General features: G+C 40.8%; 15 protein-coding genes and 1 rRNA gene. 10 read left to right on the top strand and 6 right to left on the bottom strand.

Annotated elements, in window-relative coordinates; genetic code table 11:
* Together rrf and PSH50_RS13530 are read left to right on the top strand one after the other, a co-directional pair.
* Nucleotides 1–106 (top strand): 5S ribosomal RNA (rrf, locus tag PSH50_RS13535); the annotation flags it as partial.
* A gap of 479 nt (nt 107–585) precedes the next feature.
* Nucleotides 586–2,058 carry an NAD(P)H-hydrate dehydratase gene (locus PSH50_RS13530; protein ID WP_273609733.1) on the top strand — a complete coding sequence of 491 codons (1,473 nt, stop codon included), beginning with the start codon at nt 586–588 and terminating at the stop codon, nt 2,056–2,058.
* A 4-nt stretch (nt 2,059–2,062) separates the two neighbouring features.
* Here PSH50_RS13530 and PSH50_RS13525 read toward each other — a convergent pair whose 3' ends face one another.
* Together PSH50_RS13525 and PSH50_RS13520 are read right to left on the bottom strand one after the other, a co-directional pair.
* The gene (locus PSH50_RS13525) at nt 2,063–2,455 is read right to left on the bottom strand and encodes a VOC family protein (RefSeq protein WP_004587679.1); all 393 of its coding nucleotides are present in this window, start codon (nt 2,453–2,455) and stop codon (nt 2,063–2,065) included.
* Nucleotides 2,456–2,679: 224 nt separating this feature from the next.
* Entirely contained in the window at nt 2,680–2,865 is a 186-nt protein-coding gene (locus PSH50_RS13520; protein WP_052026262.1) for a hypothetical protein, read from the bottom strand.
* Between the two features lie 326 nt (nt 2,866–3,191).
* Between PSH50_RS13520 and PSH50_RS13515 the strand changes: the two genes are divergently transcribed.
* From PSH50_RS13515 to PSH50_RS13505, 3 genes are all read left to right on the top strand, one after another.
* Nucleotides 3,192–4,487 carry a tyrosine-type recombinase/integrase gene (locus PSH50_RS13515; RefSeq protein ID WP_075594294.1) on the top strand — a complete coding sequence of 432 codons (1,296 nt, stop codon included), beginning with the start codon at nt 3,192–3,194 and terminating at the stop codon, nt 4,485–4,487.
* Between the two features lie 666 nt (nt 4,488–5,153).
* Complete coding sequence (locus PSH50_RS13510) at nt 5,154–5,717, top strand: recombinase family protein (protein WP_039037949.1); 564 nt, start codon at nt 5,154–5,156, stop codon at nt 5,715–5,717.
* Between the two features lie 11 nt (nt 5,718–5,728).
* On the top strand, nt 5,729–6,679 hold the full coding sequence (locus tag PSH50_RS13505) for a hypothetical protein (protein ID WP_256719391.1): 951 nt from the start codon (nt 5,729–5,731) through the stop codon (nt 6,677–6,679).
* A gap of 123 nt (nt 6,680–6,802) precedes the next feature.
* Here the strand turns inward: PSH50_RS13505 and PSH50_RS13500 are convergent, their stop codons facing one another.
* From PSH50_RS13500 to PSH50_RS13485, 4 genes are all read right to left on the bottom strand, one after another.
* Nucleotides 6,803–7,444: a hypothetical protein gene (locus tag PSH50_RS13500; RefSeq protein ID WP_273609732.1), complete on the bottom strand. Its 642-nt coding sequence runs from the start codon at nt 7,442–7,444 to the stop codon at nt 6,803–6,805.
* 488 nt (nt 7,445–7,932) lie between these two features.
* Nucleotides 7,933–9,582, bottom strand: a complete 1,650-nt coding sequence (gene groL, locus PSH50_RS13495; RefSeq protein WP_004587677.1) for a chaperonin GroEL — start codon at nt 9,580–9,582, stop codon at nt 7,933–7,935.
* 48 nt (nt 9,583–9,630) lie between these two features.
* Nucleotides 9,631–9,918 carry a co-chaperone GroES gene (locus tag PSH50_RS13490; RefSeq protein ID WP_004587676.1) on the bottom strand — a complete coding sequence of 96 codons (288 nt, stop codon included), beginning with the start codon at nt 9,916–9,918 and terminating at the stop codon, nt 9,631–9,633.
* A 109-nt stretch (nt 9,919–10,027) separates the two neighbouring features.
* Nucleotides 10,028–10,504: an FxsA family protein gene (locus PSH50_RS13485; RefSeq protein ID WP_273609731.1), complete on the bottom strand. Its 477-nt coding sequence runs from the start codon at nt 10,502–10,504 to the stop codon at nt 10,028–10,030.
* Between the two features lie 188 nt (nt 10,505–10,692).
* On the opposite strand from PSH50_RS13485, the gene cutA reads away from it, so the two are divergent.
* The 5 genes from cutA (at nt 10,693) to accC (ending at nt 15,368) form a co-directional block, all read left to right on the top strand.
* On the top strand, nt 10,693–11,013 hold the full coding sequence (cutA, locus tag PSH50_RS13480; RefSeq protein ID WP_004587674.1) for a divalent-cation tolerance protein CutA: 321 nt from the start codon (nt 10,693–10,695) through the stop codon (nt 11,011–11,013).
* A complete protein-coding gene (locus PSH50_RS13475) occupies nt 11,013–12,827 on the top strand; it encodes a protein-disulfide reductase DsbD (RefSeq protein WP_273609730.1) in 1,815 nt (604 codons plus the stop codon). Before cutA ends, PSH50_RS13475 begins: the two co-directional genes overlap by 1 nt.
* A 228-nt stretch (nt 12,828–13,055) precedes the next feature.
* Nucleotides 13,056–13,508: a type II 3-dehydroquinate dehydratase gene (gene aroQ, locus PSH50_RS13470; protein ID WP_024031479.1), complete on the top strand. Its 453-nt coding sequence runs from the start codon at nt 13,056–13,058 to the stop codon at nt 13,506–13,508.
* 32 nt (nt 13,509–13,540) lie between these two features.
* The gene (gene accB / locus PSH50_RS13465) at nt 13,541–14,002 is read left to right on the top strand and encodes an acetyl-CoA carboxylase biotin carboxyl carrier protein (protein WP_004587671.1); all 462 of its coding nucleotides are present in this window, start codon (nt 13,541–13,543) and stop codon (nt 14,000–14,002) included.
* 25 nt (nt 14,003–14,027) lie between these two features.
* The gene (gene accC / locus PSH50_RS13460) at nt 14,028–15,368 is read left to right on the top strand and encodes an acetyl-CoA carboxylase biotin carboxylase subunit (protein ID WP_004587670.1); all 1,341 of its coding nucleotides are present in this window, start codon (nt 14,028–14,030) and stop codon (nt 15,366–15,368) included.
* The last annotated feature ends 109 nt before the right edge of the window (nt 15,369–15,477 follow it).

The raw sequence follows: 15,477 nt of genomic DNA, 5'->3' as shown, positions 1-15,477 counted from the left end.
CATAGCGTTTTGGACCCACCTGACCCCATGCCGAACTCAGTAGTGAAACGAAACAGCGCCGATGATAGTGTAGCATTTGCTATGTGAAAGTAGGACATTGCCAGGCTCCAAATAAGAGAAACCCGTTGCAGCGATGTAACGGGTTTTTTGCTGTCTGGGTTTTAATAAATAGCCGAACTCAGTAGTGAAACGAAACAGCTCGAAGGCGAGCCCTACGAAAGGCCGCCCCGAGACAATGATAATGTACATTTGCTATGTGACTCTCTACCGCTGTGGGCACTACGACATCGCTAGGCTCCAAATACAAGAAAGCCCGACTCGAAAGAGCTGGGCTTTTTTACGTCTGCAGAAAAGTAAAAATACATTCCAGATATTATTCTCACAATCTCCACCACCTCCGTAGCGTGGGTTGAGTATCACGAAACCCGCGGAAAGAGCCCACCACAGAACTCACACTCTTTGTACTAAAGCCTTCAATTTCAGTTTTAATAGCTGTTTAGCATGCTAAATCCGCTATTGAAAAGTGCTTTTTTATCCCAAGCTATAGTTATAGAGCATCTACACACTTATTTATGGCGAGTTTCTATGTTAAATAAACAAAGGCATATTTACACAAAAGAGCAGATTCGCTCTTATGAGGGAGAGGCGGCTAAGCAATGTGGAATAGATTTATTTACTTTAATGCAGCGAGCGGGAGAGGCAGTATACAAGCAGTGGCAGTCTTTTAACGCTAAGCTTACTTTGATTATTGTAGGTAATGGCAATAATGCGGGTGATGCTTACATAGCCGCGTGTTTAATTAAGGACTCTGGCGCAGAGGTTAAAGTTTGCGCTATAGATCCTGCAAAAACACTCAGTGGTGACGCTGCTAAAGCGAAGCAGCTATGGCTTGATAATGGTGGCATAGTTAACGAGTTTGCAAACAGTGATTTAGATTGCTGCGACTGTGTGATTGATGGGTTACTAGGTACTGGGCTTAATTCACCTGTTCGCGAAAATTTTTGTGAGATTATTACAGCCATCAACCAAAGCGAAAAGCCTGTTTTAAGTATCGATGTTCCCTCAGGGATTGATGCAAATACAGGTGAAGTATTAGGCGCAGCTATTCAGGCAACAAAAACGGTTACTTTTATTGCGATTAAACAGGGCCTTTCTACAGGGACAGGTAAACAGCATGCCGGTGAGTTGATTCTCGATGAATTAGCAATTGAAGATACTTTTAGTCAACTCGCTTCACCTTGTGCTCACTTGATAAATATAGACAGCTTTAAACGCTTGGGCTCTCGGGCTGTAAATAGCCATAAGGGCAATCATGGCAAGTTATTATGCGTAGGGGGCAACCAAGGTACTGCGGGAGCAATTAGGCTCAGTAGTGAAGCTGCGCTACGAGCAGGCGCGGGGATGGTGAAGGTTTATACGCACCAAAGTTCTATTATGCCAATAAGCATAGGTAGGGCAGAGTTAATGGTCATGAGTGAAAACCTTGAACAGGCTTTAGAGTGGGCAAGTTGTGTTGTACTTGGCCCTGGACTTGGGCAGGATGAATGGGCTAAAAAAACGTTTTGCACTGTAATGCACTATTGCCAAGAGCACAATACGCCGCTTGTACTTGATGCTGATGCACTTAATTTATTAGCTGAAAATGCAAGTGCTTATACATTGGCTCAATGTGTCCTTACTCCGCACCCTGGTGAGGCGGCTCGGCTCATTAGCAAAAATACCTCTGAAATAGAGTCAAATAGGTTTGATAGCGTGCGACTATGCGCAAAACGGTATAATGCTACTTGCATATTAAAAGGCGCTGGGTCTTTAATTGATAACGGCAAAAGTACTTGGGTGTGTGAAAATGGTAACGCAGCACTTGCCGTGGGAGGGAGTGGCGACGTACTTACAGGTATTATTGGTGCATTGCTTGCTCAAGGGCTTAGTATCGATGAAGCAGCGCGATACGGGGTAACTCTTCATGCTCGAGCAGGTGAGGTTGCGGCTGAAGAGCAAGGGCAGCGCGGCATGCTACCCTCGGATTTATTTCAAATAGTCAGGTCGTTAATCAACTAAGTATTTAGCTCTGTTGAATAAGATCCCATTTGTTACCATAGAGATCTTCAAATACGGCCACCGTACCGTAAGGCTCATTACGAGGCTGCTCATGAAATACTACGCCATTTTCTAGCATGCTTTCGTAGTCGCGCCAAAAGTTGTCAGTGTTTAAAAATAGCCATACACGGCCACCTGCTTGATTGCCAACAGCGTTAAACTGCTCAGGCTCTGTGGCTTGTGCAAGTAATATATGTGTGCCGTTTGAGTTGGGTGGAGTTATTAACACCCAGCGTTTTCCATCACCTAAATCCGTATCTTCCACTAATTCAAAGCTTAATTTTTTTGTATAAAATGCGATTGCTTCGTCATAGTCTTTTACAACAAGAGCAATACTACCTATATGCTGCTTTGGCATAACCTAAAAACCTTAAGTTGTTTTATGTCGGTGTATTTTCACATATCAATACAGGGTTGAATAGTATAGGTAAATGTTTATTAAAGCTTATTTTAAGGGGAGATATACGTTATACATTGGCTTCGCATCTATCGCTAGCAGTAAAAGGATTCACTCTATTTTAAACCCTATAGCATGCATAAAGCGTCCTTAAAAAGTGTTTTAATTTACGTAGCTAAACTGGCTTACTCATCTTCATTCGTAGGGTCGTCACCTGAGTCTTCTTTGCGTTTACGCTGCTCTTGCTTGGCCTTTTGAACATTTTCATAAGTAGGGGGTGGAATAGGCATAAGTGAAATTAGTGGAAAAAATGCTAAAAATAAATACGCTCCTTTAGACATGCTCTTACCCCATATAACGAGCTTAAGCATAATCCAAGCAATAAATACCACTAACCCTGTTATAAGTGATACCAAAATAAAGAAGATGATTATTTCATTATTATTAAGCAAATCCTTTTACCTTTAATCCAATAACTCATGGTATAGATGTGGAGATAAATTAAGCAATAACAATAGGCTTGTATTAAAAAGCAAAAACCCAGCCGAAGCTGGGTTTTTATATAAGCAAGGTGCTTAAAGGAGGATGATCACATCATGCCTTCCAAATCTGCCTTAACCCTCTGTATGTACTGTAAATAAAGGGTTGTGGTATTATTTGTCTCTACATTGGTCTCCACTTTTGGGTATATTCAACAATGGCAGAAGCTAGTAATAACAAATACCTTAAAAAACGTAAGAATCGTGATGTCTGGATGTTTCAAATAAGAATACCTAAGGAAGTTAGGCACTTATATGACGGTAAAGAGATTTACGTAAAGTCACTTCAAACAAGCTGCATTAAGACGGCTAGGTTGCGTAGAGATAGTTTGTTGGGGCAGCTAGCGGTCCAGAAGGAACAAGCTATTGATGGTGGGCGTAGCACCTTTATGAGCTTCTATAATAGCTTAGAGCAAGCAAAACGAGATGCTAGGGGTGATAAATGTGAAGCGTATTATCAGCTTGAAGACTCTATTTTGGTTGGAACAGAGGAACACCCAGAGATACGACAGGAAGCAGCTAAAGCAGTTAGGACTGGAATAATACCAGTAAAGTATACCTATTCCATGAGAGAAGCACTTAATGATTGGCTGCGTAAAAATAAACAGAGAAACCAAGATACTATAGTCAAAATGAAGTCTACCGCTAGTCGTTTCTTGAGGCATCTAAATGTACATGATATGCCGCTAATGGGTATTGAAAGAAAGCAGGTGATTAGTTTCATAGACGAACTCATTCAGGAGGTTTCAGTAAGCACAATCAAAGGCCACTTAAGCAGATTAAAAAGTATTTATGACCATGCTTGGAGAATCGCTGAAATAGATAAACGTGATAACCCTTTTGACTCCCACATACTTACCCACTATGAAGAAGATACGGTTGTAGAGAAAAAACAACTATTTAGTCGTGAGGAAATCAAGAAGATCATTAATTGGGCTGACTCTGAAAGTGAAAGTATTAAAGCGCTTGTCTACTTGGGTCTGTATACAGGTTGTCGAATCTCTGAGATCTGTGCGGTGACCCCTGAAGATGTATATATAGAAGGTGAACTAATGGCTTTGTATATAAGGAAGGGTAAGACAACGGCAGCGAGCAGGACAGTACCTCTTCCTAGGGTCGTGCATGGAATCGTAAGGAAGCGTTTAGAGTCCGTTGACGCTGGGCAAAGCCTTATTGGAATGGATGGTAAAAAGGCCTCCAGAGTCTTTAGTAACTTTAAATCCGCTATGGTTACCAAAGACAAGAGTCGAACATTTCACTCGTTTAGGGTTCATGTGAGTACGGCCTATCAAAGGGCTGGTATAGACGAGAGTAGTGCTGCATTTTTAATTGGTCATAAAGGTGGTAAAACAATGACTTATGGCTACTACTCTAAGGGGGAGGAATTAAGAAAACTCTGCGAGTATGCTGAAATAGCATCAAAAGTGATAGAAAGGGACTGGTTAAATGGCTAATTATGACACTTTTATTTCAAACTGGTCTGATGTCTTTATTGGGTTTACTGTGTTATCATACGAGAGTAGATCCATGTTTGACCATAATTTGATCTTCCTATATAATAGTACCTATACACAGTAAAAAGAGGTATGAAGTGCTATGAACTGATGAATTTTCAGGAATTAAAAAATAGGAAAGAGAGATAGAGCTAACAGAGTCTGTTTTAAGAAAACTACTGAAAGCCCCAAAATAAGCAATTGGATTTTAGCCTTGTCTCTCTATGAAATCAACTATAAATTCTATAGGGAGTCTTGATGTTATATCATGATAATCCATGGGATGTAGATTTGGTGTATGTAAGAAAGTACACGCGCGAACGATTTGGTCGCACGGAATACGTATGTTCTCACTACAGATCTCATCCTAGCTGCTGATAACGCAGCAAACCATAGGGCAGTCTTTTGATTGCCCTCCTTATACCCCCAACCTCATGCACTTCCTGCTTCGATTTTGAAACTTCTCGTAGCCTCATTTTTTTATTTTCAATCAAGTAAGGTTGTATTCAAATGAGTATACCTAAACAGGTATGGTCATAACGCGATCAAACAGTACCTGTTAGGGTTTACTTTAAATTAAGACCACATTATTATTTCCCGCCTCTTAGAATTAAACGAGTACAGGATTTGGCACACATAGCTTATATGAGGGTCTCTTCTACAGACCAAAACACAGAACGACAACTTGCAGACGTAGAGATTAGTTTTACAAAAAAGTTTGTTGATAAATGTAGTGGTGGCTCTGCTCAACGACCAGCCTTAAATGAGCTAAAGGAATACATCAGGGAAGGTGACACTGTACATATCCATAGCATTGATAGACTTGCACGTAACCTCTTAGACTTGAAGCAGATTGTTACTGATTGGAATGGTAGAGGGGTCAAAGTGAAGTTTCATAAGGAAGGCCTCTGCTTTAAAGCTGGTGGCTCTGACCCAATGTCTGAGTTAATGCTGAGTATGTTAGGTGCAGTTGCTCAATTCGAGTTATCTATGATTCAAGAGAGAAGGCAGGAAGGCATCGAAAAAGCCAAGGCTGCTGGTAAATACCGTGGCCGTCCTACCAATAAGACTAACCACCAGCAAATCAGGCTATTACGCTCTCAGGGTATATCTTTGCGTAAAATAGCTAAAGAGGTTGGTGTTTCCCTTTCCACAGTACAAAGAGCTCTAGAAGCGATAGAGAAGCCTTAATGAACCAATACATGTCTGATAGTAGTTTTATAGACATTAACCCAAGAGAAGTGATTTTAGACCCTGCAATGCAAGGGCGAGATACTAATTTAATTAGAGATAAGAACACAAGACGCGCCCAAGAGCTTAAGCAAGAGAGCCAATCAAAAGAAATCTTAGACGACCTTCACAATGGAGTAGGAATAAAGCAACCAATAACTGTGTTTGAGGTTTCTGGAAAGAAGCTTGTTATAGATGGTTTTCATCGTATTAGTGCATCCTTAGAGTACATGGACAAAGCTAAATGTGATGATTTTAGGGTAAAAGCTAGGTTAATTAGAAACAGAACATACACAGAGGCTTTTCTTGCGGCTCAAGAGGTTAATCAAGGGCATGGTGTAGGAGTTACTAAAGACGAAGTCAATCAGTCTAAGTTTAGGTCATTAGTAATAGCTGGAAAATATGATTACAGTGTCAGTGAGCTTGCAAAGCTTATTGGCTGTAGTCGAGGGCAAGCAAACCATGTAATGAGAGCCCTTAGAGCTTGTGAAGAAGCTATTCAAGGTAAGTTGGAAGACTATAGTTCTCTTGATAGTTTTACCCGTCATCTGCAAAAAAACCTCGAGAATAGATATACAGAGGCAGCTAAAAGCTCCACTTGGGATGCTAGGGGGTTTCCAAAGGTTAGAAGGCTTTCTGATATTGTTTCAGGCAAAAGTTACATCCCTAAGGATATGGATAATGAAGAGTACAGGCATTATCTAATAGAAGAGGCATATGCCAAGATAGATAGCCTAATAGAATCAGTAGGTGAAGATAACTTTAGGGAAGCCCTACGTAAAACTGCTAGAGGCTCTACCCTTGGGATTTCTATTACCAGAAGGGATAAATGGCTTGAGCAAGCAGGAACGTTAGAGAGTGACGAAGCGCCAGATAATTGGGATGGCGTATCAATACCTGAAAGCTCATATGACGCCTTTTAGATGTCGCTGTATAGCCATCAAAGGAAGACCACACATAGTCTTTATAAGGAAATAGAGCCTAGTGTACACATGTGTACAGTGTGGTTTCCTTGGTGTACACAACAGGTTTACAGGTAAGTTAAATCAACATGCTAAGCGAAGTCTAGTCGAAAGTATGAACTCTCTATGTAGCTCAAATAGCTCTGTTGCTAAGTCATTTAGCTCACTAATTTGCTCACTAACATTATCTGGCCAGTCGTATGAACCTCTGTATCTATCTGGTATACAAGAGAACACATCGCCATTACCAATAGGGTAAGACTTAACAGCGAGGGTATAAATAAAATGCTTTACCTTACCTAAAAAATGACTTCTTTTAGACTCAAGCTCTTCATCTAAGAAGGATTTTTGAGCGTTGTCCCACGTATTAACAAACTTCTCTAAAGAATCAAAACTACCTCTATAATAAGCATTACCAAAGTCATGGTCTTTTAATGTGCATACATCAAGGCCATCTGCAGGTAATAAAGCAGCAAATTCCATAAATAATTTTTTATCTACATCAATTTGAGCCTGTTTCTTATTTTGAGATAGTTGCTCAGTCTTATATATGAGGACTCGATAAACAATATTGTGTAGTAGGGCTAAAAAGATTAACCCAAACCCAAAAGAGTAATCAGCTGTACTGTTTTGCAAATCTGATAGGGTATAAGGAATACCAGAGTTTAAATTAAAGGTATCTACCAGCCAATTGTAAAACAGGTGTTTAAAAGGGGTTGGGGTCAAAATTATTGCCGCTCCAGTACCCCCAATGAACCAAGTGAGTTTGTTAGAAAAGTCTGGGAATAGCCATTTTTTCCATATGATTTCTTTAACTTCCTTTTTGTTATACACCATAGCTCCAATATGAATATGACTTTTATAGTTAAGCTTAACGCACTTATCATACTTGCTCTACATTTATAAAAAACAGATAAATATAAAACACGTTTTTTTTAAGCGTAGTGAGTCGATGCAATCGCTAAGGTGCTTTACTACCTCCACCTCTCCCCCCTGTAACTCAGTAGGAACATACTCAAGGCAGTAGTAAGTTAACTTGTGAGAAAATTGCTTAAGGATGAACCTCAAGAAGTAATTATATTTCTTAAAAAGATATAGAAAAGTGGGTAAGTGTATACCTATATATACAAAAGGGTTTACCCATGTCTCTACAGATGTCTCTACAGAGGATGAATAAACCCTTATAAATCAACGGTTAGGTTGTTGGGCAATAATTACATCATTCCGCCCATGCCACCCATTCCGCCCATGCCACCCATATCAGGGGCACCAGCAGCTTCTTCTTTAGGGATTTCAGCAACCATTGCTTCGGTAGTGATCATTAGACCCGCAATCGAACCTGCAAATTGTAGTGCAGAGCGCGTTACTTTAGTTGGATCTAGGATACCCATTTCAAGCATGTCGTTGTATTCGCCAGAGGCTGCGTTGTAACCGTAGTTACCTTCGCCACCTTTAACAGCGTTTATTACTACTGACGCTTCGTCGCCTGCATTTGTTACGATTTGACGAAGTGGTGCTTCCATCGCACGAAGTGCAACTTTAATACCGTGGTTTTGGTCTTCGTTGTCGCCAAGTAGCTCAACTAGCTTGCTAGCAGCACGTACAAGAGCAACACCACCACCAGGTACTACGCCTTCTTCAACCGCTGCACGAGTTGCATGTAATGCATCTTCAACACGGTCTTTTTTCTCTTTCATTTCAATTTCAGTCGCTGCGCCTACTTTAATTACTGCAACACCGCCGGCAAGTTTAGCCATACGCTCTTGTAGTTTTTCTTTATCGTAGTCAGACGTTGCTTCTTCAATCTGTGCTTTAATTTGAGCAACACGGCCGTTAATGCCATCTTCTTCACCCGCACCATCAATGATAGTTGTATCATCTTTAGTGATTACTACACGCTTAGCAGTACCTAGGTCTTCGATAGTTGCTTTTTCAAGCTCTAAACCAATTTCTTCAGAGATAACAGTACCGCCAGTTAATACGGCGATATCTTGTAGCATTGCTTTACGACGGTCGCCAAAACCAGGGGCTTTAACTGCTGATACTTTAACAATACCGCGCATGTTGTTAACTACAAGCGTTGCAAGTGCTTCGCCTTCTAGGTCTTCAGCAATGATTAATAGTGGCTTGCTTGCTTTAGCAACGGCTTCTAATGTAGGTAGTAACTCACGAATGTTAGATACTTTTTTATCTACAAGTAGAATGAACGGGTTGTCTAGCTCAACAGCGCCTTTTTCAGCGTTATTGATAAAGTACGGAGATAGGTAACCACGGTCAAACTGCATGCCTTCTACAACATCTAGTTCGTTCTCTAGTGATTGACCTTCTTCTACAGTAATAACACCGGTGTTACGGCCTACTTTTTCCATTGCTTGTGCAATGATGTCGCCAATTTCTTTATCAGAGTTAGCTGAAATAGTACCTACTTGTGCAATAGCTTTAGTATCAGCACATGGTACAGATAGCGCTTTAAGCTCTTCTACTGCAGCGATAATTGCTTTATCAATACCGCGCTTAAGATCCATTGGGTTCATACCCGCAGCAACCGCTTTAAGACCTTCGTTTACAATAGATTGCGCAAGTACAGTTGCGGTAGTAGTACCGTCACCCGCTGCATCATTTGCTTTAGATGCAACTTCTTTCACCATTTGTGCACCCATGTTTTCAAACTTGTCTTCAAGTTCGATTTCTTTTGCTACAGATACACCATCTTTAGTGATCACTGGAGAGCCAAATGATTTATCTAGTACTACGTTACGGCCTTTAGGGCCTAAGGTCACTTTTACTGCGTTTGCTAGGATATTTACGCCTGTTAGCATTTTAGCGCGTGCGTCACCTGCAAAAAGTACTTCTTTTGCTGCCATCTTTAATTTCCTCTAAATTCTTAAATGTTTATTAAACGAAAAGTAGGGTTAGCCTACAATGCCTAAAATGTTGTCTTCACGCATGATCAGGTACTCTTGACCTTCGATCTTTTCAGTTTTTTCAACATATGAGCCAAATAACACAGTGTCACCGGCTTTTACTTCTAAAGCTCTAACGTCACCGTTATCTAGAACGCGACCATTGCCAACAGCAATAACTTCTCCGCGAGTTGATTTTTCAGCTGCAGAGCCAGTTAATACAATACCGCCAGCAGACTTGGTTTCTTCTTCTAGACGCTTAACGATTACGCGATCTTGTAAAGGACGAATGTTCATTTTTTTAGTTCTCCTAACAGTTTCTGAACAGTACAGAAAAAAGCTTTTCTAATTTGCATTCATTAATGGGGGTAGAGTGTAAAATTCCAAGAGAAAAATCGATAAATTTTTAATCTTTTCTCTCATACTCGCCATCAATGGTAGTTGGTTTATTTACATGCTGTTGTTCTTGCTGCGAGTGTGGGTGTTGTGTAAAGGCCGAAGAGCCTTGCTGTGTACCTGTGCTCATGCGTACCGTTGCTTGACTTGCAAGGCCTGCAGCAAGTTTATTGCGTATTGAGGGGGTTAATAATAGTAGGCCGAATACATCGGTCATAATGCCTGGGGTTAGCAATAAAACACCCGCAATGATCACGCAAATACCGGTAAATAATTCTTTAGCTGGCATTTGTCCTTGGGCCATTTGGCTTTGTGCATTTTGTAATGCACCCATACCTTGTTGTTTAACCATTCTGGCGCCCAAAATAGCCGTAACAATCACTAGGGCTATAGTCGCAAACCCACCAATTACATCGCTAACCTGTATTAGTAGCGCAATTTCGATGATAGGAATGATAATAAACAACACAAATAAAAATCTAAACATAGGGCTCTCTAAATAATGGCACTCAAAAGAGTGGATGAAATATAAGTGAGGGTGAAAGGGTCTATTTTCAAGGTTGAGCTTAAAGTGATTAATAATTGCTTAATATCTACAATTATTCATCGCCTACACATTACACTAGCTATCAGATACTATTGCATTAGTTCCCTATAAATTAGTAAAGGTTAATTATGACTACGCAATTTAAAATGATATTTACCACGTGCAAAGATGAGGCTGAAGCACGCACTTTAGCAAAAGCACTTGTAGCGCAAAAATTAGCGGCGTGTGTAAATATTTTACCAAATATGACCTCAGTTTATATGTGGGAAGGCGATGTTGCCCAAGAGATAGAAGCAAAGCTACTGATTAAAACAAAATCAGAAAAAATGAATGATGTTTTTGAAACTATCAAAAGTTTACACAGTTACGAAGTACCCGAAATTCAAGTGGTTGATGTGGCCACTGGTAATTTGGCTTATTTTCATTGGATGGATGAGGTATTAAATTAATGCGGTTTTTCTTTTTATTATTGGGTAGCTTGCTGGCGCTTCCTGCAAAGGCAAACACCAATAATGTGCTAGGTGATTTACTTGCCCCGCCACAGCAAACCTTTTTACCCGTAGACCAAGCGTTTGTATTTGATTTTGATCAGCAAGGTAGCACTTTATTTGTGGGGTGGGATATAGCCCCTGATTATTACCTTTATAAAAAGAAAATAGAAATTATCGCTAAAGGCGCCAACATAAAGGTAGGCGATGCCGGTACTGGCGAAATAATTGAAGACGAGTTTTTTGGCAAAACCGAAGTTTTTTTCAATAGTGTGAGTGTTATAAGTAAGCTCAGTAATGTTACAGAGGGGGCTGTTGTTAAGGTGCGCTATCAGGGCTGTGCCAAAGCTGGGCTGTGTTATCCGCCTGAGGTTATTAGTATTCCTTTAAGCGTTATTGCCTCAGAGCAAGCGCAAGGTAATAACTCATCTGCTGATGCCGCTGATACATTAAACGCATTAACTCCTTCTGTAGACTCAACGCGTGGCCAAAGCAATACAACCACTCAAGATTTAAGTTTTACAGAGCGATTAGCAAGTCAAAGTTTAGTAACCAATTTACTCATATTTTTTGCTGTTGGGGTGGGGCTTGCGTTTACACCCTGTGTGTTCCCTATGTTTCCTATTTTATCGAGTTTAATTGCAGGGCAGCAAAACCTGTCTACTAAAAAAGCGTTTGCGTTGTCGTTTGTATATATACAAGGTATGGCGCTTACTTATGCTGCATTAGGGTTGGTAGTGGCGGCCTTAGGCGGACAAGTGCAGGGGTATTTACAACACCCTTATGTACTTATTAGTTTTAGTTTACTGTTTGTACTGCTCGCAATGTCGATGTTTGGCTGGTACGAAATTAAGTTACCCAGCGCCATGATGAGCAAGCTAACGCAAGTCAGTAATAACCAAAAAGGCGGCAATTACATAGGTGTGTTTTTAATGGGGGTATTGTCGGGCTTAATTGCATCACCTTGTACCACAGCTCCGTTGTCTGCTGCGCTATTATTTGTAGCGCAAAGTGGTGACTACCTTGTCGGTGGTTTAACCCTGTATGTATTAAGTTTAGGAATGGGCCTACCACTTTTATTACTCGGTACATCTGGTGGCAAATTGCTTCCTAAAGCAGGCGGTTGGATGGAGCAAGTTAAAACTTTATTTGGTTTTATTATGCTTGTTGTGCCACTTATTTTATTGGAGCGAATAATAAGCGCCGACATTATTTTACTTATGGCGGGTATTTTAGCACTGGCAACGGCTATTTATTTACACTATTGGCAGAGTGCTCAGCCACAAAGCAAGCTTAAAACAGCGCTTTGGTTTAGTGCTACATTTTTAGTACTTACTGGTTTTACATTAGCTAAAAACGTTATTTGGCCGCAGCAACAGGTTGAGCAGGTTAGTCAGCAAATTAATGAGTTTAAACAAGTGGCTAATTTAACCGAGCTAAAAAACGCTGTTGCTGAAGCTAATCAGCAAGGCAAACTGGTGATGGTTGATTTATACGCCGATTGGTGTGTGGCATGTAAAGAGTTTGAGCATTACACATTTCCAGATGCCAAAGTACAGAGCGAGTTTAGTCACTATCAGTTAATTCAAATCGATTTAACGCAAAGTGATGACACCACCATTGAGCTAATGGAAGAGTTCACCGTGTTTGGTTTACCCAGTATTTTGTTTTTTAACACACAAGGGCAAGAGCTAAGTTCAGAGCGCGTTACAGGATTTTTAAACGCCGATGATTTTGCCACCCACCTAGCTGCAGTGCGCGCCAGCGCACAATAATAGTGCAATTTAGCCGCTTGGGCTTACCAAGTGGCTTGCCTTCAATTACGTCATATTTATTACACCTCCAGAGATTAGACCAGTATTTTGCTGCTATTTACATCGAACTGACTATAATAGTTGGCTAACGTGAGAATTTGTTGCAATTTTTGTTTTTTATACTTACTTTAGTGTACAAAATTAGCTCGCAACGGCTTAACTCATTACTTAGAGGATATATCGCGTATTATGGCTGCAAAATTTAAACTTTTAGTTATAAATGGTCCAAATTTAAACATGCTAGGAAAGCGTGAGCCAGAAAAGTACGGTTTGCACACTCTTGGTGAAATTATGAGCGAACTAACGACTGCCGCAGAGGGTCTAGATGTTCAGCTTACGCATTTTCAAAGTAATAGTGAGCAAGCCCTTATTGAAAGAATACACGATGCTTGGCAGGCAGTTGATTACATAATTATTAATCCTGCTGCATTTACGCATACTAGCGTCGCTTTACGTGATGCATTGTTAAGCGTTGATATTCCTTTTTTTGAGGTGCACTTAAGTAATGTGCATGCACGTGAAGCATTTCGTCATCATTCGTATTTTTCTGATGTGGCGCAAGGTGTGGTATGTGGATTAGGTGCAATGGGTTACCACGCAGCATTGAACGCTGCAGTGAGCCGGTTGCAAAACTCGAATTAATTTAAACTAACAAACTTATAGGCGGGTCGTTCATGGATATTCGCAAGATCAAAAAGCTAATCGAATTAGTAGAAGAATCAGGTATTGCTGAGCTAGAAATCACTGAAGGTGAAGAATCAGTACGTATTAACCGTAACAACATGAGTGCAGGTCCGGCTTACGCTCAGTACGCACCACAGCAATTTGCTGCTCCAGCTCCTGCGGCACCAGCACAAGCTGCACCAGCCGTTGAAGCCGATGCTACACCAGCAGCGCCTGCAGGCCATCAAGTTAAATCACCTATGGTTGGTTCATTTTACTCAGCGGCTTCTCCAGAAGCGCCAGCATACGTAGAAGTAGGTTCTCAAGTTAAAGTAGGTGATACTTTATGTATCGTTGAAGCAATGAAAATGATGAACCAAATTGAGTCAGATAAAGCGGGTACAGTTACAGCTATTTTAGTTGAAAATGGCGAACCAGTAGAATTTGATCAACCTCTATTCATCATTGAATAATTTAGTAACCTAAAGGCCAACTCTTATGTTAGATAAAGTAGTCATTGCAAACCGAGGTGAAATAGCACTTCGCGTATTGCGCGCCTGCAAAGAGCTTGGGATCAAAACGGTTGCTGTGCATTCAACGGCGGATCGCGATCTTAAGCACGTATTACTTGCAGATGAAACCATTTGTATCGGTAGACCTCCAGCCACTGAAAGTTACTTAGATATTCCGCGCATTATTGCGGCTGCTGAAGTAACAGACGCTGTAGCGATTCACCCAGGATATGGTTTTCTTTCAGAAAATGCAGATTTTGCTGACCAAGTTGAGCAAAGCGGCTTTGTATTTATTGGTCCAAAAGGCGACACTATTCGTCTTATGGGCGATAAAGTATCGGCAATTAATGCAATGCGCAAAGCTGGTGTACCATGTGTACCTGGTTCTGACGGTCCGGTATCGGATGACAAAGAACGCAACATGCAAATTGCAAAGCGCATTGGTTACCCGGTAATTATTAAAGCCGCTGGTGGCGGTGGTGGCCGTGGTATGCGTGTAGTACGAAGCGAATCTGAGTTAATTGATTCAATCGCACTTACTCAACAAGAAGCGAAACAGTTTTTTGGTAATAGCATGGTTTACATGGAAAAATTCCTTGAAAACCCTCGCCATATTGAAATTCAGGTACTTGCTGATGGACAAGGTAATGCTGTTCATTTAGGTGAGCGTGACTGTTCTATGCAACGTCGTCACCAAAAAGTAGTTGAAGAAGCACCTGCTCCAGGTATAACGGCAGAAGTGCGTAAATTTATTGGTGAGCGCTGTACACGTGCATGTATCGAAATTGGTTACCGTGGTGCGGGTACGTTTGAGTTTTTATACGAAAACGGCGAATTTTACTTCATCGAAATGAATACCCGTATTCAAGTTGAGCACCCAGTGACTGAAATGGTAAGCGGTGTTGATTTAATTAAAGAGCAGCTAAAAATTGCTGCTGGGCAACCGCTATCTTTCACGCAAGATGACGTTGTTATCCGCGGCCATGCAATTGAATGTCGTATTAACGCAGAAGACCCAGAAACGTTTATCCCGTCGCCGGGTAAAATTACACGTTTCCACCCTGCAGGTGGTTTAGGTATTCGTTGGGATAGCCATATTTATGCTGACTATACAGTACCTCCACATTACGATTCGATGATTGGTAAGCTTATTACTTACGGTGAAAACCGTGATGTTGCTATTGCCCGTGCTCGTAATGCGCTGAACGAATTAGTTATTGATGGCATCAAAACAAACACGCCATTACATAAGAAAATTCTTGCAGACGAAAACTTCCAAAGTGGTGGTACAAATATCCACTACCTTGAGAAAAAACTAGGGCTATAAAGCCCCAGTTAATTAAAACCGGCTTAGGCCGGTTTTTTTATGCCTAAAACGCCAATTTATCGCCTTCAAGAAATATTCTGGTATGATTAGCAAAGATGCGCTTTTAGTA

Origin of the sequence: Pseudoalteromonas sp. Angola-7, assembly GCF_028599255.1 — a bacterium.
GTDB classification, from domain to species: domain Bacteria; phylum Pseudomonadota; class Gammaproteobacteria; order Enterobacterales; family Alteromonadaceae; genus Pseudoalteromonas; species Pseudoalteromonas atlantica.
The sequence above is the reverse complement of the archived record's forward strand: the minus strand, read 5'-3'. Positions and strand labels throughout refer to the sequence as shown.

Coding starts and splice junctions, on each gene's coding strand:
- PSH50_RS13530 (WP_273609733.1), top strand. CDS start 586: ATGTTAAATAAACAAAGGCATATTTACACAAAAGAGCAGATTCGCTCT.
- PSH50_RS13525 (WP_004587679.1), bottom strand. CDS start 2,455: ATGCCAAAGCAGCATATAGGTAGTATTGCTCTTGTTGTAAAAGACTAT.
- PSH50_RS13520 (WP_052026262.1), bottom strand. CDS start 2,865: ATGCTTAAGCTCGTTATATGGGGTAAGAGCATGTCTAAAGGAGCGTAT.
- PSH50_RS13515 (WP_075594294.1), top strand. CDS start 3,192: ATGGCAGAAGCTAGTAATAACAAATACCTTAAAAAACGTAAGAATCGT.
- PSH50_RS13505 (WP_256719391.1), top strand. CDS start 5,729: ATGTCTGATAGTAGTTTTATAGACATTAACCCAAGAGAAGTGATTTTA.
- groL (WP_004587677.1), bottom strand. CDS start 9,582: ATGGCAGCAAAAGAAGTACTTTTTGCAGGTGACGCACGCGCTAAAATG.
- PSH50_RS13490 (WP_004587676.1), bottom strand. CDS start 9,918: ATGAACATTCGTCCTTTACAAGATCGCGTAATCGTTAAGCGTCTAGAA.
- PSH50_RS13485 (WP_273609731.1), bottom strand. CDS start 10,504: ATGTTTAGATTTTTATTTGTGTTGTTTATTATCATTCCTATCATCGAA.
- cutA (WP_004587674.1), top strand. CDS start 10,693: ATGACTACGCAATTTAAAATGATATTTACCACGTGCAAAGATGAGGCT.
- PSH50_RS13475 (WP_273609730.1), top strand. CDS start 11,013: ATGCGGTTTTTCTTTTTATTATTGGGTAGCTTGCTGGCGCTTCCTGCA.
- aroQ (WP_024031479.1), top strand. CDS start 13,056: ATGGCTGCAAAATTTAAACTTTTAGTTATAAATGGTCCAAATTTAAAC.
- accB (WP_004587671.1), top strand. CDS start 13,541: ATGGATATTCGCAAGATCAAAAAGCTAATCGAATTAGTAGAAGAATCA.
- accC (WP_004587670.1), top strand. CDS start 14,028: ATGTTAGATAAAGTAGTCATTGCAAACCGAGGTGAAATAGCACTTCGC.